Origin of the sequence: Bacillus cereus group sp. BfR-BA-01350 (genome assembly GCF_022663775.1) — a bacterium.
Taxonomy (GTDB): domain Bacteria; phylum Bacillota; class Bacilli; order Bacillales; family Bacillaceae_G; genus Bacillus_A; species Bacillus_A paranthracis.
The window spans coordinates 13162-31018 of the sequence record NZ_JAKUGD010000006.1; the positions used below are offsets into that span (position 1 = coordinate 13162).

The window sequence follows — 17857 nt, forward strand, 5'->3', positions numbered from 1 at the left end:
GGTTTTATATGACCTATTGTTGTTTTTTTTTACCACCAATTAACATCGCTCGTTCATCAAAAACAAATTGAGAATGATGATGTGGAATTGAATACATTAGTTACTATTTTGCTTCAATACAAATATTGAAAGTTCAGGTACACTACAAAATCTAACAGGCATTCGGGTTGTCCCAATCCCTCGATTTACATATAAATATAATGGCTTGTTCTTCCCTTCTAATTCATACATACCTTCAACATGACTCTCAGCTAGTTTTGTCGTAATTAACGGACCTATAAAAGGAATTTGAACTTGTCCTCCGTGGCTATGTCCTGACAGTTGCAAATCAACCGGGTAACGAGTTACTTTATCTACAACATCCGGCTCATGTACTAATAGCATATTGAAATCTTCTTGTCTTACATGTTTTAAAGTCGAATCTATTTGTGGCTTCCCTAATAAAAAATCATCTAAACCTGATATTGTAATATACTTGCCGTTTTCCGCTTTAATTTTCTGCACTTCATTTACTAACACAGTGAAACCAGCTTCCTCCATATATTTTTTATAAAATAAACTACCTCCCCCGCCTCTATCATGATTCCCAAACACTGCATATTTCCCTAAGGGCGCATGTATTTGCTGTAATATGCCTTTTGCTTCTTCTTTTTCGGCTTGATACGATCCAAATTTATCTATTAAATCCCCTGTAAAAACTACCACATCCGGACGTAACGCATTCATCTTCTCCACCAAATTTTCTAGTTGTTTCAGTGTGAATTCTGGTCCTAAATGTACATCTGAGAACTGCAATATTTTTTTATTATGAAACTCTTTAGGAATTGTAGAAACTTCTATTTCATTCCACGTAACTGTTACTAGTTTTCGTTCTATTTCTGTCGCATAGAAATACAAACTTATAGAAATCATTACTACACTTACAAAACTGATTATAGATACCTTGACGATTGATTTTTTTTGTTCTTCTTTTACGTGATACGTATTCATGTTCTCACCTCTAGAAGTACTTTAAAGCCTTATTGTTACATGAATGTGACAACACGAACAATGTTAGTTATATTCAATTCCAGCCCTGCTCACTTTGACAAATTTATACAGAAGTCATAACATATTTTTTATAATACATAGATTCTTAAAAATGCTCCATTTATTCTTTTATCATTTTATTAAGGAGAGATTATTCATGTCTGTATTTACACCAGAAGAAATTACGGAACTTGCTGCTAATTCCGGAAGAAAAAAAGCTCATTTATCATTACTCCCTATGCTAATTCTCGGTTTTTTTGGCGGTGCTTTCATAGCATTAGGGTATTTACTCGATATTCATGTTATTGGAACAATGCCAAAGGCTTGGGGATCATTTACTAGTTTTCTAGGCGCTGCTGTATTCCCTATCGGTCTTATTCTCGTTATTCTTGCAGGCGGTGAACTAGTAACTGGTAACATGATGACAGTTTCCATGGCCTGGCTTCAAAAGAAAATTACTTTATTTTATTTCATACGAAATTTAATTATTGTTACATTGAGCAACTTCATAGGTGCTGTATTCGTTGCTTATTTTTTCGGTCATATCGTCGGATTAACAGAGGGCGCTTTTTTAGCGAAAACAGTTTCTGTTGCGCAAGCTAAACTACAAGATACACCACTACAAGCTTTCATTTCTGCAATCGGATGTAATTGGCTCGTTTGTTTAGCTGTTTGGCTCAGTATGGGAAGTAAAGAATTTATCGGAAAGATTATCGGTATCTGGTTCCCAGTTATGACTTTTGTTGCAATTGGATTTCAACACGTTGTAGCCAATATGTTTGTCATCCCAGCTGCAATTTTTGCCGGTCATTTAACTTGGTTTGAATATTTTCCAAACTTCATTTTTGTTTTCTTCGGAAACTTAGTAGGAGGTATGTTATTTGTAGCGTTACCTTATTTCATATCTTATAATAAGAAACTACCTTCTACTAAAGAACAAACGGAATTAAAGAAAAAATCTGTATCCGCTTAAATTAAACGACTATACAGCAATCCTGAAAAATATTACAAATTCCATTTTTTTTATGAATATATGTGCGTACACTTGTTCTCGAATGTTTTATACGTTATAATAACAACTTAAATAGCATTATTTACATATGAGGTGAAAAACATGAACAAAACAGAATTAATCAAAAACGTAGCACAAAATGCTGAGATTTCTCAAAAAGAAGCTACTGTAGTTGTACAAACTGTAGTAGAATCAATTACTAACACTTTAGCTGCTGGTGAAAAAGTACAACTTATCGGATTCGGTACATTCGAGGTTCGCGAAAGAGCTGCTCGTACAGGCCGTAACCCACAAACTGGTGAAGAAATGCAAATCGCAGCTTCTAAAGTACCTGCTTTCAAAGCTGGTAAAGAACTAAAAGAAGCTGTAAAATAATTGAAAAATAGCCTTCTCGTTTACGAGAGGGCTATTTTTTTCATTACATAATTAATAAAAATCTGACCATTATGCTCTTTCTTTTGTTCCTTTATGCAAATAAAGCCTTTACTTTCAAAGAAAGGTTTTGCTGTAATACTTGCTTCTGTATAAATTCCCCTATGCCCCAAGTTCACTGCTTCTTGTTCTAACTTTTGTAGTATGTATGAAGCTATCCTTTTCCCTTGATAATCTTTATGTGTAAATAAACGATTTACGTAATGATCCTCATTATAATCCCCAAATCCGACTATCATACCGTTATAATCCGCTACATAACTAATATTTTTTTCTAAAGACTTTAACCAGCTTTCCCTATCTAGTTGATCTGGTGCCCATGCCTGTAGCTGTAACACGTTATAATCTTTTGCATTAATTGTATGAACTGTTTCATAGAACAACTGTAATACTTGTTCTAAATCCTCTTTATGGAATATTCTAATGATCGTATCTTTTAACATATATATGAACCTCCTTACTACACTATCATTTAACTTTTCTACCATCTAGTATTCAATATTTCTGCTTTATTATTTCTTTGTTCTTTCTATATAAACAAAAAACAATACTTATTTCAAAGTATTGTTTTTTGTTTAAAAGCATATGCAATTACTCTATAGATTTAAAGTTTTATTATTTTAACTTCACTCTTTGCAATCGTAATGCATTTAATACGACCGATACAGAACTAAATGCCATCGCCGCTCCTGCAACCCAAGGTGCTAAGAAACCAAGCGCTGCAATCGGGATTCCTAAACCGTTATAAGCTAGTGCCCAGAATAAATTTTGCTTAATATTTCTTATCGTCATCTTACTCATAAAGATTGCATCAGCAATACTATTTAAATCGCCACGAATTAACGTAATATCTGCCGCTTCCATCGCTACATCCGTTCCTGTTCCAATAGCCATACCGATATCCGCCGTAGCAAGTGCTGGAGCATCATTTATTCCATCTCCAACCATTGCTACTTTCTTACCTTGCGCTTGCAGTTTTTTCACTTCTTCTGCTTTTCCTTCTGGTAATACTTCTGCAATTACGTGTTCAATACCAACTTGCCCCGCAATTGCCTGAGCAGTTTGTGTATTATCTCCTGTAATCATAACAACGTCTAGACCCATTTTCTTAAGTCTTGCGATAGCTGCTTTTGACGTATCCTTTACAGTATCTGCAACGGCAACTATACCAGCATATTCTTTATTAATCGCAATAAGCATCGCTGTTTTTCCTTCTCGTTCTAGCGCTTCCATTGATTTAGAAACTTCTTCAATATCAATATTGAATTTCTTCATTAATCGACGTGTACCAATTAATAATTGTTTCCCTTCTACGACTGATTCAATACCGAATCCAGGAATCGCTTCAAACGTTTCTGAACTTGGAATATCAATTTTCTTTTCTTTAATTCCTTCTACAATCGCTTCTGCAAGTGGGTGTTCAGAATTTTTTTCTGCCGCACCTACTAAACGTAGTATTTCTTCTTCATAGAATCCATCTGCTACAATTACATCTGTTAACACCGGCTTCCCGTTTGTAACAGTACCTGTTTTATCTAGAATAACTGTATCCAATCGATGCGTTGCTTCTAAATGCTCTCCGCCTTTAAATAAAATACCATACTCAGCTGATCTTCCTGATCCAGCCATAATAGATGTAGGTGTCGCAAGACCTAATGCACATGGACAAGCGATAACAAGTACTGCTATCATTTTCTCAAGTGCTCCGCCAAAATCACCTGGTGTAACAAATATCATCCACACTGCAAATGTAATAATAGCAATCACAACTACAACCGGTACGAAAATACCTGAAATTTGATCTGCTACCCTTTGAATAGGAGCTTTTGAACCTTGAGCCTCTTCTACTACTTTAATAATTTGAGCTAATGCAGTATCTCTTCCTACCTTAGTTGCTTTCACTTTTAAAAATCCATTTTTATTCATTGTAGAACCGATTACTACATCCCCAATTGTTTTATCAACTGGAATACTTTCACCTGTTAACATCGATTCATCTATTGCTGACTTTCCTTCTACAATCTCACCATCTACCGGAATTTTTTCACCAGGCTTTACATAAACGATATCACCAGCTACTACTTCTTCGATTAAAATTTTCATTTCTGTTCCATCTCGCACAACTGTAGCTGTCTTTGCTTGTAAACCCATCAACTTTTTAATTGCTTCTGATGAACGTCCCTTTGCTTTTGCTTCAAATAATTTACCTAAAATAATTAGTGTAATAAGTACCGCGCTCGTTTCAAAATATAAATCTGTCATGTGTTCCGAAGAACCGATAGATTGAATGCTTAAATATACACTATAGAAATAGGCGGCCGACGTTCCAAGTGCCACAAGAACATCCATGTTAGCACTTTTATTACGTAACGCTTTATAAGCCCCAACATAAAACTGTCCACCAATGATAAATTGAACTGGCGTTGCAAGAGCTAGCTGCACCCAAGGGTTCATAAGCATATCAGGTAAATAAATAAACGATGTAAATGAGAAGTGACTTACCATTGCCCACAGTAACGGGAATGATAAAATAAACGAAATGATAAACTTCTTCTTTTGTCGCTCAATTTCTTGTAAGCGATGATCAGTTGATTCATCTTGCTCATCTGATTTTACTTCCAATTTATATCCTAATTTCGTAATTGCACTCTTCATTTCATTTACATTAATTTCATCAGGATTAAAATCTACTGTAGCTGATTCCAAAGCGAAATTTACTGTCGCCCCGTTCACACCTTCTAACTTATTTAAACGCTTTTCTACTCTATTGGCACATGCTGCGCATGTCATTCCTGAAACAGTAAATTCAGCTTTATCACTTACAATTCCATATCCTAACGATTCAACTTTTTCCTTAAATTGTTGCGGATTTGTTTTTTGGGGATCATACATTATTTTGGTCTTTTCAAGTGCAAAATTTACATTTGCATCATGAACACCTTCTACTTTTTTCAGACCTTTTTCAATTCTATTTGCACAGGCCGCACATGTCATTCCTGATATTTGCAGATTGGCCTCTTTTTGTTCATTCATGTCTCTCACCTCTATATACCCTTATGAGGTATAATTATTAGCAAAATAAATCGTACTTCCTATAAAGTACGATTTATTTCCATATTTAAAAATAATTATTGAACATCGTATCCTTGATCTTCGATTACAGCAACAATATCTTTTAATGTTACAGCAGACGAGTCGATAGTAACTTCAACAGTTCCTTCTGCTAATTGAACTTTCACTTGCTCAACACCGTTTAGCTCTTTCACACTGCTTTCGATAGCATTTACACAATGTCCACAAGACATACCTTCAACTTGTAATGTTAACTGTTCCATTTAAAATCCTCCTCTTGTTTCTTCATTGTTTGTTAATCACAACTTCATCTTACCATACCCCCCTAAGGTAATCAATGGTTTTGTGTCATGATTTTTCAATTTTTTTCTAAAAGTTTATTTTACACACACTTTTTCACACCCATACAAGGATAAAGAAAAAAACAAGCCAGTTACGTACTAGCTTGTTTTTACGCTTTTGAAAAACGTTCAAATACTGTCATTAATTCTTCAATTGCTTCGTCACCATTACCATCTTTAATTGCACCTGAAACACAATGACTCGTATGGTTTTTTAATACACCCATTCCTACTTTTTTCATCGCTGCATTAATCGCTGAAATTTGCACTAAAATATCCACGCAATAACGATCATTTTCAATCATATTTTGAATACCGCGGACTTGTCCTTCAATTCTCTTTAATCTATTTATAATTTGTTCTTTTTCTTTTTCTGATCTATGTGTTACTGCTTCATGCTCTTTATGATCCATATTATCACCTTCTTAAAGTTTCTCTTCATCCAATAAAACAACTGTTTTTATGAGTATACCAATTATAGCATTAAATATCTATGCATGATACCCCATATGAGTATATTTCCGCTTTATGATTATTCTTAACACATTGTTAGCTTCTCAGTCTCAATTTTCATTATACCCTTTCCTTTTTTCAAAAAACAATAATAAGCGGGGATTGTCCATCCCCGCTTATTATTCATCCCAAAATATAAAAGTCTCAATCTTCACACTTGTAAATCGAGACTTTTTTCTTCCTATATATAATTATTGCTGATCACAGACTTTTGTATCATTCACTACTGAAGTTCCTTCAACAGTTACCGTATGAAAACAATCATTTACTCGAACTGTAACAACATTATCTTGCCGATCAATAATATGATATTCATTAAAATTTTTATTTAGAGCACTGCGAATTTGTTCTCCTTCATAAATTGGGATACCATGCGATAAAACCCAAATAAGTCCAGCGATAGCGAGAATAGTTTTCATACGATCTACCTCCTTGAGAATATAGTGAACTTTTCATCCATCCTTTTCAGCTCTACGAATCATGATGAAAATAAACTAAGCCTTTTTGGAAATAAGTTCATTTCGTCTATTTTATGTTTATGCTAATTGTGACCGAATTGTGACAACTTTTTGTCTCTTTAGACGAAAAGTTGAAACAAAACTTTCAAAAAGGACAATTCTACTTCTCAAAACAAAAGGCTATGGAGAATTTCTCCATAGCCTTTTGTTTGCATTTTATTAAACACTCGTTTTATTATCTAACCTACTACAGATTATAGAAAAATGTGGATTCACTCAAATCACTAACCATTTAATCGATGGATACGTAACTAATGAATCTTAATCCTTTACTTAAAGAACTCGGCACAACTGATGCATGATTCTCTCCTTCAGCCTCATAAAATGTAAACCGAAACTGATCGTGTTTTACTTGGAGAAGGCGCTCTGACAATTCATTAGCACCTACAACCATATGCTCTCGTTCTAGTGAACCAACTGTAAGAAATACTCTTGTTTTAACCTTTGCATTGTTTAATTCATTTATAAGATTTCCTTCTTTTTCAAGCACAGATTCGTTATTCCACCAAATAGATGGACTACTTATAAAATAATTTTGAAAGGCATTTACGTTTGTAAATAATATATGTAAAGCAAATAGACCACCTAGTGAATGCCCAAATAATGTTTGTTTTCCTTTATCAATTTCAAAATTCTTTTCAATTTGCGGCTTTAATTCTTCTTCAATAAAAGTAAAGAAATGATGTGCTCCTCCTGTTTTAGGCCAAGGTTTACCATCTGGTTTTAAAGCCGCATCTTTTGAAATTACGCTAGGCGTAAAATCATAACATCTTTCTTCACCTGAAAATGCCCCTTCGATTGGATAACCAATACCTACTATAATGGCTGGTGAAACACCTGTTTTTTCTGCTCTAACTGATTGTATTTTAACCGCTTCATGGAATGTTTGAAAAAAGGCATTACCATCTAATACGTAAATGACAGGATATCCTGAATCCGGTGCTGGTTGCCTCGGCTTTGAAATATGAATTTGATATTCCTTACCATCTAATTTTGAATACATGTTCCACTGTTCAGTATTAGATGTTACAATCTGCTGTTTTTCAATAGTAGTGTTCATTTTATATTCCCCCCCTTTTAACTTGTTACATATATTTCTACTTTTTCTTCTTGAGATACAACGCTATCATAACCGAAGCAAACAGGAGACCCATTATACGGATCAATCATGACACGCGCATCAATATGAAAGACTTCTTTTAACACTTCATTTGTAATGATTTCTTCTGGGCTACCAGTTGTAACGATTTCCCCTTCCTTCATTGCAATAATTTCATCTGAAAACCTTGCTGCATGGTTAATATCATGTAATACCATAACGACCGTACAATTATGGTCTTTATTTAATTTCTCCACAATTTGTAATACATCTAATTGATGAGACATATCAAGATATGTAGTTGGCTCATCTAATAACAATACTTCTGTCTCTTGTGCCAAAGCCATCGCTAGCCATACCTTTTGTCGTTGACCACCTGATAAATTTGCAATTTGTCTCGTTCGAAATGCAGAAGTTTTCGTTATATCTAATGCCCAGTCAATCATCTCTTTATCTTTTGAAGTTAACTTATTTACATTATTTCGATGTGGATAACGTCCATAAGAAATTAATTCTTCTACTTTAAGCTCTCCTGGTGCAATTGGAGTTTGCGGAAGTAGCGCTAACTGCTTCGCAATTTCTTTCGTTGGAATTGTATGTAAATCCTGTCCTTGCAAATATACTTTACCACTCTTTTGCTTTAAAATTCTTCCCATTGTTTTTAACAGTGTCGATTTACCGCACCCGTTTGGTCCTATAATTGTCGTTACTTTTCCTTCTTGTATTTCCACATTTAAATCGCGAAACACTGTAAGCTTTTCATAACTTGTTTCTAAATTTTTCGCACTTAAAATACTCACTTTTATTCCTCCTCTTACGCTTTCGCCTTATAAAGTAAATATAAGAAATAAGGTACACCGACAATAGAAATAACGATTCCAACTGGTAACTCTACAGGTGTGAAAACTGTTTTTGCAATAAAGTCTGAAGCAATTACAAGAAACATTCCAATTACTCCGCACGTAGGAATGATATGCTTATGCTGAATACCGACAAGTCTTTTCGCTATATGCGGTGCCATTAATCCGATGAAACCAATACTTCCTGAAACTGCAACACATGCGCTTACAAGTCCGATACTACTTAGTAGTAAAATTGATTTCTCTCTTTCTACTGAAACACCTAAACTTGTAATACTCGTTTCTTCCAATTGAAATAAATCTAATAAATAAGCTTTCTTTTGTATAAGTGGAATCAGTATGATAAGCCACGGTAACATTGCAATAATATACTTCCAGTTTGCACTATATATACTGCCTGACACCCAAACTGCAGCCATCTCGAAATCGGTTGACTTCATTTTGAGTGATAAATACATAGAAAAGGCTCCAAATCCTGATCCAATCGCAATCCCTGTTAATAAAAGACGCTGCGAATCTAACTTACCATTTTTCCAAGAAAACAGATAAATGATAATAGCTGCACCTAATCCGCCTACTAAACCAAACATTGGCATCATCATAATAGAAACCCAGTCTGTGCTTTTTAATTGCCCTTGGAAGAAAAACATAAAAATGACGATTGCTGTTCCTGCTCCTGCATTAACTCCTAAAACACCTGGGTCTGCCAATCCATTTCTCGTAATTCCTTGAATAACAGCACCTGCAACACCGAGACCTAATCCTACTAATCCAGCAATTATGATGCGCGGAAGACGAAACTCAAAAATAACTAAATCATGGTCTGGTACTGGATCTATTCTAAGGAGTGTTTTACATACATCTGTAATCGTAATATCAAACGTACCATTCGTTAAACTAATATAAATAGCACATAGTATTAAAAATATACTAATCCCCATCGTCATTCCAAAACGTTGACTTGAACTTTTAAGCATGTCTCTCTCCTCCTCTTGTACGGATTAAATAAAGGAAGAAAGGAATTCCAATTAAGGAGGTAACGACTCCAATCGGTGTTTCAAATGGATAGTTTACAAACCTACTTAAAATATCACATAACGCTAGAAAAACGCCGCCAATAACGCCTGCGCATGGCAAAATCCACTTATAATCTACCCCAATTATAAAGCGAGTAATGTGCGGAATAATTAAACCTACAAAACCAACTTTCCCCACTAAAGCAACTGCCGTTCCTGTTAAAAAGATAACTGATAAAATAGCCATCGCTTTAACTAGTTTTGTACGCTGCCCTAGGTTAATAGAAACTTCTTCTCCTAAAGAAAGAATCGTAATAGATTTTGATATTAACAGCGCTAAAACTATTCCAATTATCCCAAACGGTATCGTAATTTTAATGATATTAGGGTCTACTTGGTCTAATTTTGCATTAAACCAAAAACTAACATTTTGAGAAATTTGGAAGTATGAAGCCATTGCAGCAGACACACTGCTTAAAAATGTTCCAATAACTGTCCCAATAATCGCTAACCGAACTGGCGATAAACCATTTTGAAGGAGTGAACCAAAACCAAACACGATACCTGCTCCTAGTGCAGAACCAATCATTGAACATACAACCATACCAATTGATGACATTCCCGGAAGAAAAATCATACAAAGTGTAATAACAAAGGCTGCCCCATCCGTCACACCCATAATAGAAGGGGATGCAAGATAGTTTCTTGTCATCCCCTGCATAAGTGCTCCTGATATGGCTAGAAATGCTCCAACTAAAAGAGCTGCAACTACCCTTGGCAAACGTGAAGTAATAATAATATTATGATTTACATCGCTTGAATCAAAATGAAATAATGCGTTCCACACCGTTTCAGCATCAATACTTTTCGCCCCATACAAAATAGAAAGTATAACTGTAAATAAGATGAGTATGGGTGCTATACATAATATAGTTACTGGTACTGCATTCGTTTTCTGCATATCATTCAACGCACCTTACTTAATATATTATTTAGATAAATTTTTCACTGCTTCTTTTAAGAATGCTGTTTTACTCCAAGCAGTACCACCTTGTGCCATTGGATCCACAACGTTTACAAATACTTTCTTTTCTTTCGCAGCATTCATACTTTGCCAAATTGGATTACTTTCAATTTCTTCTAGCACTTTCGGGTTTTTATTTTCAGTTGTTTCATATTGTAAGAAAATATAATCTGGGTTTAGTTCAGCAAGTTTTTCAAATGAAATTTTCTCTTGTGCTTTTACAGTTTTCAATTGTTCTGGAACAGTTAATCCAAGATCTTTATAAATTACAGGATTGAAGTATACTCCTTCTGGGTATAGGAATAATTCGTTTGCTCTTAGTCTGATTACAAGGACTTTTTTGTCTTTTAACTTATCTCCTAGTTTTGCTTTTGCTTTTTCAGCGTCCGCATTGTAATCTTTAATAATTTTTTCTGCTTTATCTTTTTTGCCAGTTAATTCTCCCATTAACTTTAAGTTATCCTCCCAATTTGTTGAAACATGTGATACCGGGAATGTAGGAGCTACTTTCGTAAACTTTTCAGCTGTTTCTGCTGGGAATTTCGTACTAGATGTAATAACGTCTGGTTTTAATTGAAGTAATGTTTCGAAATTTGGTTGCATTTTCTCACCAACAGATTTCGCACCTTCTAAATCTTTCTCCAGATACTTTGGTAATTTACCACCAACCGTAATCGCACCAACTGGTTTAATTCCAAGTACTGCTGCATCTTCCATTGACTCTAAACTAGCTGTTGCAATTTTATCTACTTTTGCTGGCACTGTATATTCTTTACCTAAATATGTAATTTTTCGTTTTTCGTCTTTTTTCGTCTCACTAGCCTTTGTCTGTTGAGTTTTTTCTCCTGAAGTTTTATCCGCACTATTACATGCTGCTAGTCCTACACTTAAAACTGTTACCATACCTAATGTAAATAACTTCTTATTCATCTTTAAATATCTCCTCTCGAATTTCCAAACTATATTCTCAATAAAATTTAACTATATAAAACTTGTCCTACATATATATTTTATTAGATTAATAATTCTATCCAGAACTCATTCTCGTTCACTTCCCCTAAGCTATAATTCTTTTACACCTCACCCATTGATAATCTTTTTCATTGATAATGATTATCGTTACTAAGTATATATTTAATATGCAATTATTTCAAGAAAGATTTGAAAAATTTTAACAAACTGAATTAAAAAAGAAGTATCCGCCTAATGTTAGGTAGATACTTCTTTTTTTAGAAATTTATATGTAATTCAACTGGGCAATGGTCTGACCCCATTACTTCACTATTAATTTTCGCCGCTATTATTTGGTCTTTCATTCTCTCGGAAACAACAAAATAATCTAAACGCCATCCAATATTTTTTGCTCTTGCTCCCATTCGATACGACCACCACGAATATGCACCTTCCTGATCAGGATATAGATAACGATACGTATCAATAAATCCTTCTTCTAAAATACATGTAAACTTCTCTCGTTCCTCATCAGAGAATCCAGGGTTTTTACGATTACTTTTTGGATTTTTTAAATCGATTTCTTTATGGGCAACGTTTAAGTCGCCGCAAAAAACAACTGATTTCTTCTCATCCAATCGTTTAATATAGGACCTGAAATCATCTTCCCATTTCATTCTGTACTCTAAACGCTCTAATCCTCGTTTGGAGTTTGGTGTATATAACGTAATGATGTAAAAATCTTCGAACTCTAAAGTAATAACTCGTCCTTCTTGATCATGCTCTTCAATGCCTAAACCGTATGTAACAGAAAGCGGTTCTTTTTTCGAAAAAATAGCTGTCCCTGAATATCCTTTTTTCACAGCATAATTCCAGTATGTATAATAGTCCTCTACATTTAAATCAATTTGCCCCTCTTGTAATTTAATCTCTTGTAAACAAAATATATCAGCATTTGATTCCTCTAGATATTCTAAAAATCCACCTTTTGCGATAACGGCACGTAAACCATTTACATTCCACGAAATGAACTTCACTTATAGTCCTCCTCTTGATGTTTCTTTCCAAATTTCATGCTACCACAAAATAGAAAAACAAGCATATTTTCACCTTTGTAATCTTGCTCTTACATTTATGAATACATACATACACACTTTATTCAGGTTATACTAATTTCAGAGGTGATGTTCTTTGCACAATGAAAGAGTTACGTTAACAAATGAGCATTGGCAAGCAATTATTCATAATGATTCTTCCTATGATAGCAAATTCTTTTATGCCGTGAAATCAACCGGGGTTTTTTGCCGACCGTCATGCAAATCAAGAATACCGAATAAAAACAATGTACGAATTTTTCATCATGCAGAGCAAGCATTAAGTGAAAACTTTCGCCCGTGCAAACGTTGTAAACCAAATGGGCTCACTTTACCTAATGAAGAGTGGGTAGAACAAATTAAAGAGTATATCGAAAAACACTTTGATGAATTATTAACTCTAGACATACTTGCGGAAATGTGCCATGGTAGCCCCTTTCATTTACAACGCACTTTCAAAAAAATGACAGGAATAAGTCCGATAGAATATATACAGCAGTTCAGAATTGTTAAAGCAGCAGAACACCTTTTACACACAAATCAACCCATTAAAGAAATTAGTACTGCCGTCGGGATAGAAAACCCAGAATATTTCGCAACTTTATTTAAAAAGAAAACTGGATTTACCCCTACTGAATATCGAAAAAAGAATGAAATGAAAGAGGGATACAATAATGAATTCTTACAAAAATAATTATATATATTGGACGCTACTTACACATGCAAATTGGAAGTTTCATATTGCTGCAACTGAAACTGGACTATGTTTCATTGGATCACAAAACGAAACCTTTGAAGAAGTAAATATATGGGCTAGAAAAAAACTGCCTCAACATATATTGATCCATAGTCCAGATTACTTACAAGTATATACAAAAGAAATTATCGAGTATTTAGAAAACAAGAGAGAAACCTTTACATCCCCTATCGATGCTTACGGAACTGCATTTCAATTATCTGTTTGGAGTACGGTACGTGAAATTCCTTATGGAAAAACATATTCTTATACAGAAATTGCAGATAGAATTCAAAAACCTACAGCGGTACGTGCCGTTGCGGCTGCTATTGCTGCCAACCCAATTCTCATTACGATTCCTTGCCACCGTGTTATTGGAAAGAATGGTAAACTAACTGGTTTTAGAGGGGGATTAGAAATGAAGAAAGAATTGCTTGCATTAGAAAAATTACAGGTGGAATTCATATGACAGCCGAATATAGTAACGCATTAACTTTAACAGTTCCAACAGAATTTAGTTTTCAAGAAAATTTACGCTATCTATCCCGTTCTAACAATGAATGTATGTTCCACATTGAAGATAACAAAATTTATAAAGTTATCCCTTTTCACGATGTAAATCCTTTAGTTGAAATTAGTATGAATGCGGATGATACTATTCAAATACGTTTTTTAGGAGAAGCCTATATCTCTGCAAAACCGATACACGATGCTGTAGCTAACTATGTAACTGAATGGTTTGATTTAACTACTGATTTAGCTCCCTTTTATACATTAGCTAAACATGATGTACTCCTTCAAAGACCAATTGAACAATATTATGGCCTTCGTACTTTAGGTATTCCAGACTTATTTGAGGCACTTTCTTGGGGAATTATCGGGCAACAAATTAACCTCACATATGCTTATACACTAAAAAGAAGATTAGTCGAGACATTTGGAAGTTATGTAGAATGGAACGATAGAAAGCATTGGATATTCCCTTCTCCTGAAACAATTGCCAATTTACACGTAGAGGATCTCAAAAACTTAAAAATGACCACTAGTAAGTGTGAATATTTAATCGGTATTGCAAAGCTTATTACAGAAGGAAAACTATCAAAAGAATCTTTACTACAAACACAAGATGTAAAGATTGCTGAAAAACAATTAACTGCTATACATGGTATAGGTCCGTGGACTGCTCACTATGTTTTAATGCGCTGTTTACGATTCCCTTCCGCTTTTCCAATTGACGATGTTGGTTTGCACAATGCAATTAAATATATAACAGGTTCTAAAAGTAAACCGACTAAACAGGAAATAAAAGATTTTGCGGCAAATTGGATCAACTGGGAGTCTTACGCAACTTTTTATTTGTGGCGAGTATTATACTAAAAAACCAAGTAGCGTTTTTGCACTACTTGGTTCTTTTTTAAGCTTGTTCTTCAAATCGTCTTACAATTTCTATAATAACTTGAACAGCTTTTTCCATAACATCTACCGAAACATACTCAAATTTACCGTGATAGTTTTCACCACCTGTGAAAATGTTTGGGGTTGGTAATCCCATATACGATAATTGTGATCCATCTGTTCCACCGCGAATCGGATGAATATTTGGTTCGATATTTAAACTTTTCATTGCCTCATATGCAATATCAACAATTTCTCTCACTGGTTCAATCTTTTCAAGCATGTTATAGTATTGATCATTCATTTCTAAAACGACTGCATCTCGTCCATACTTCTCTTGCATTTGCTTCACAATATTTTCAACGTTATGTTTACGCACTTCAAAATTTTCACGATCAAAATCTCGAATAATATAATACGCTTTACTTTGCTCAACATCACCATTTAAAGAAAGTAAATGATAGAATCCTTCATAACCCTCTGTATATTCTGGTGCCTCTTCTACTGGTAAATAGCTATTAAACTCCATAGCAAGTTTAGTTGCGTTACGCATTTTATTTTTCGCTGTTCCAGGATGTGTATTCGTTCCGTTAAACGTTAACTTAGCACCTGCAGCATTAAAGCTTTCATACTCTAAACCACCTAATGGACCTCCATCCATCGTATAAGCAAATGAAGCGCCAAACGCTTCTACATCAAAATGCGCTGGGCCGCGGCCAATTTCTTCATCCGGCGTAAACGCAACTCTAATTTTCCCATGTTTAATTTGCGGATTATGTATTAAATAATTCATTGCAACCATAATTTCTGTAAGACCGGCTTTATCATCTGCTCCAAGAAGTGTCGTACCATCAGTTGTAATAATCGTATGGCCTTTATAAGATGGTAACTCTGGGAATTGTTCTGGTGTTAACACAACATTTAGCTCTTCATTTAACGTAATTGCGTTCCCGTCAAAGTTTTCATGAATTTGTGGTTTTACATTTTTTCCTGTAAAATCTGTTGCTGTATCTAAATGGGCTAAAAAACCGATTACAGGAACATCCTTATCCGTATTAGCTGGAAGTGTTGCCATTACATACCCGTTATCGTCCATCGTTACTTCTGTTAACCCAATTTCTTTTAGCTCTTCCACTAATAACTTACCAAATTCAATTTGTCCAGGTGTTGTTGGCACTGTATGACTGTCTTCATTTGATTGCGTATCAATCTTTACATATCTCGTAAATCTTTCAATAAGTTCTTGTTTCAAATTCATTCACTCCCTTTTATACTTCTTTCTCTATTATAATCCTTGAGACGAAATATTTTAACTTTTTTGACTGTGAATACATATATTTCATTTGTATTTTAGCTATTTTAAATACCGGCTGAAAAGTCGTAAAATTTGTACATTAAAACCCTTACATGTAATATACATAATTATACAATATGGGAGGTTTTAAAAATGAGGCTAACTCTCTTTCGCTATTTTCTTTTTTTCTTAGGGTTAATTTTCTTTGGGCTTGGAAATGCTCTTGCAGTCAAAGTAAAATTTCTCGGTTTACATCCTTGGGAAGTTTTAAATATGGCTCTCTACCAAAGGTTTGGATGGACGATTGGTACGTGGAGTGTCATATGTGGGTTATGTCTCGTTCTCATTTCTTTACTAGTAGATCGAAAATATATAAATGTGGGAACATTTTTAAATGCACTACTTATCGGTCCCATTATGGACTTTTTCTTACAATCAAATATTCTTCCAAACGCTAGTGATTATTTATGGATAAACTTACTCATTTTATTTTCTGGTATTGCCATTACAGGTATCGGTGGAGGTATGTATGTTGCGGCTGGAATTGGTGCTGGACCTCGTGATGGATTCATGCTTACTATTTCCGACAAAACAGGTCTATCTATTAGCCGTGCTCGAATCATTGTAGAATGCATTGTACTAGTTATTGGATTTATGCTAGGGGGTCCTGTTTTTATCGTAACTTTTCTGTATACCTTTATTCAAAGTCCAATCTTTCAGCAATCATTTAAGGTATTTCAAACACTTTTACATACTCTACATAACAAAAAGAAAATTAGTGAACATGTTTAAAGTACAATTTAATACAAATAAATTCACCCTATTTACGATTCTCACCGCAAATAGGGTGTTTCTTTTTTATTCCATAATTTAAGAAGATATACTAATCATTCACAATAAAAGTATATACATCGTTATAAATACAACCATTTACTTTAATCACATACTTCCCTGGTTTACTAAAACGAATTGTGTATTTGTTTAGCTGAATTGCTTCTTTATCTCCAGAAAGAACATCAATGCTTCTGCCACTTAATACATATAATTCATTTAGATTCATCGATACATCAATTGCATTGAAATTCTCCTTTTTCACTTGTTGTACTTCCGCAGCGCTTACACTTGGTTCTAAAAACAGTAGTCCACTTAATCCAATCGTCCCCGCTAAAGCAACTCCCGCAAACTTTTTAATTTGTTTCATTACAATGACCTCCTTATAGATTTTGCGTAAAGGTGATGTCCTCCCTTACACCACAAAGCCTATATGTAATGAAATAAAAAGTAAACGAGGACAGTAAGACAAACTTCTACATCTTTTTCTCCTATTGAATATAAATCCAACGTTTGGAGTTTTGTCACATTTAAAATTGTTTACTTAAACCAACTTTCAATTATATTATTCAGAAACTGAATAATTACTTATTGATTTAACATTCTAAAAATAGTTGATAAAAATACTTTCTATTGAAAT

20 protein-coding genes are annotated in these 17857 nt (G+C 34.3%); 6 read left to right on the forward strand and 14 right to left on the reverse strand.

Annotation, left to right across the window (positions count from 1 at the left end; all coding sequences use genetic code 11):
• Positions 1 to 96 precede the first annotated feature (96 nt).
• The gene (locus tag MR147_RS14830; RefSeq protein ID WP_074608218.1) at positions 97 to 990 is read right to left on the reverse strand and encodes a metallophosphoesterase; all 894 of its coding nucleotides are present in this window, start codon (positions 988 to 990) and stop codon (positions 97 to 99) included.
• A gap of 196 nt (positions 991 to 1186) precedes the next feature.
• Between MR147_RS14830 and MR147_RS14835 the strand changes: the two genes are divergently transcribed.
• Complete coding sequence (locus MR147_RS14835; RefSeq protein ID WP_074608220.1) at positions 1187 to 2002, forward strand: formate/nitrite transporter family protein; 816 nt, start codon at positions 1187 to 1189, stop codon at positions 2000 to 2002.
• 141 nt (positions 2003 to 2143) lie between these two features.
• Entirely contained in the window at positions 2144 to 2416 is a 273-nt protein-coding gene (locus MR147_RS14840) for an HU family DNA-binding protein (protein WP_001043904.1), read from the forward strand.
• A 20-nt stretch (positions 2417 to 2436) separates the two neighbouring features.
• Here the strand turns inward: MR147_RS14840 and MR147_RS14845 are convergent, their stop codons facing one another.
• The 11 genes from MR147_RS14845 to MR147_RS14895 form a co-directional block, all read right to left on the reverse strand.
• A complete protein-coding gene (locus tag MR147_RS14845) occupies positions 2437 to 2916 on the reverse strand; it encodes a GNAT family N-acetyltransferase (protein ID WP_074608222.1) in 480 nt (159 codons plus the stop codon).
• A 172-nt stretch (positions 2917 to 3088) separates the two neighbouring features.
• Complete coding sequence (locus tag MR147_RS14850) at positions 3089 to 5506, reverse strand: heavy metal translocating P-type ATPase (RefSeq protein ID WP_074608224.1); 2418 nt, start codon at positions 5504 to 5506, stop codon at positions 3089 to 3091.
• A gap of 95 nt (positions 5507 to 5601) precedes the next feature.
• Positions 5602 to 5808: a copper chaperone CopZ gene (gene copZ / locus MR147_RS14855; RefSeq protein WP_000436973.1), complete on the reverse strand. Its 207-nt coding sequence runs from the start codon at positions 5806 to 5808 to the stop codon at positions 5602 to 5604.
• Between the two features lie 188 nt (positions 5809 to 5996).
• Positions 5997 to 6299 (reverse strand): metal-sensing transcriptional repressor, encoded by a 303-nt coding sequence (locus MR147_RS14860; protein ID WP_000349636.1) that lies wholly within the window; start codon positions 6297 to 6299, stop codon positions 5997 to 5999.
• 291 nt (positions 6300 to 6590) lie between these two features.
• Positions 6591 to 6818 (reverse strand): hypothetical protein, encoded by a 228-nt coding sequence (locus tag MR147_RS14865; protein WP_000849103.1) that lies wholly within the window; start codon positions 6816 to 6818, stop codon positions 6591 to 6593.
• A gap of 331 nt (positions 6819 to 7149) precedes the next feature.
• Positions 7150 to 7977: an alpha/beta hydrolase gene (locus MR147_RS14870; RefSeq protein ID WP_074608226.1), complete on the reverse strand. Its 828-nt coding sequence runs from the start codon at positions 7975 to 7977 to the stop codon at positions 7150 to 7152.
• Positions 7978 to 7994: 17 nt separating this feature from the next.
• A complete protein-coding gene (locus tag MR147_RS14875) occupies positions 7995 to 8816 on the reverse strand; it encodes an ABC transporter ATP-binding protein (RefSeq protein WP_074608228.1) in 822 nt (273 codons plus the stop codon).
• A 14-nt stretch (positions 8817 to 8830) separates the two neighbouring features.
• Positions 8831 to 9853: a FecCD family ABC transporter permease gene (locus tag MR147_RS14880; RefSeq protein ID WP_074608230.1), complete on the reverse strand. Its 1023-nt coding sequence runs from the start codon at positions 9851 to 9853 to the stop codon at positions 8831 to 8833.
• Entirely contained in the window at positions 9846 to 10853 is a 1008-nt protein-coding gene (locus MR147_RS14885) for a FecCD family ABC transporter permease (RefSeq protein ID WP_001173060.1), read from the reverse strand. The genes MR147_RS14880 and MR147_RS14885 overlap by 8 nt, the downstream gene beginning before the upstream one ends.
• Before the next feature lie 27 nt (positions 10854 to 10880).
• Entirely contained in the window at positions 10881 to 11846 is a 966-nt protein-coding gene (locus MR147_RS14890) for an iron-hydroxamate ABC transporter substrate-binding protein (protein WP_001035495.1), read from the reverse strand.
• A 299-nt stretch (positions 11847 to 12145) separates the two neighbouring features.
• The gene (locus tag MR147_RS14895; RefSeq protein ID WP_074608231.1) at positions 12146 to 12904 is read right to left on the reverse strand and encodes an exodeoxyribonuclease III; all 759 of its coding nucleotides are present in this window, start codon (positions 12902 to 12904) and stop codon (positions 12146 to 12148) included.
• Positions 12905 to 13058: 154 nt separating this feature from the next.
• Here MR147_RS14895 and adaA point away from each other — a divergent pair, with 154 nt between their 5' ends.
• Genes adaA through alkA form a run of 3 tightly spaced genes read left to right on the forward strand, consistent with a single transcriptional unit; the run spans position 13059 to position 15074 of the window.
• Positions 13059 to 13655 (forward strand): bifunctional transcriptional activator/DNA repair enzyme AdaA, encoded by a 597-nt coding sequence (adaA, locus tag MR147_RS14900; RefSeq protein WP_074608233.1) that lies wholly within the window; start codon positions 13059 to 13061, stop codon positions 13653 to 13655.
• Entirely contained in the window at positions 13636 to 14166 is a 531-nt protein-coding gene (locus MR147_RS14905) for a methylated-DNA--[protein]-cysteine S-methyltransferase (protein WP_074608235.1), read from the forward strand. The genes adaA and MR147_RS14905 overlap by 20 nt, the downstream gene beginning before the upstream one ends.
• Entirely contained in the window at positions 14163 to 15074 is a 912-nt protein-coding gene (gene alkA, locus MR147_RS14910) for a DNA-3-methyladenine glycosidase II (RefSeq protein ID WP_074608236.1), read from the forward strand. Before MR147_RS14905 ends, alkA begins: the two co-directional genes overlap by 4 nt.
• Positions 15075 to 15111: 37 nt before the next feature.
• On the opposite strand, the gene pepT is transcribed toward alkA, so the two are convergent.
• Positions 15112 to 16344 carry a peptidase T gene (gene pepT / locus MR147_RS14915; RefSeq protein WP_074608238.1) on the reverse strand — a complete coding sequence of 411 codons (1233 nt, stop codon included), beginning with the start codon at positions 16342 to 16344 and terminating at the stop codon, positions 15112 to 15114.
• 195 nt (positions 16345 to 16539) lie between these two features.
• On the opposite strand from pepT, the gene MR147_RS14920 reads away from it, so the two are divergent.
• Positions 16540 to 17178 carry a YczE/YyaS/YitT family protein gene (locus MR147_RS14920; protein ID WP_001241263.1) on the forward strand — a complete coding sequence of 213 codons (639 nt, stop codon included), beginning with the start codon at positions 16540 to 16542 and terminating at the stop codon, positions 17176 to 17178.
• Between the two features lie 91 nt (positions 17179 to 17269).
• Here MR147_RS14920 and MR147_RS14925 read toward each other — a convergent pair whose 3' ends face one another.
• Entirely contained in the window at positions 17270 to 17587 is a 318-nt protein-coding gene (locus tag MR147_RS14925) for a hypothetical protein (RefSeq protein WP_074608239.1), read from the reverse strand.
• Positions 17588 to 17857 lie beyond the last annotated feature (270 nt).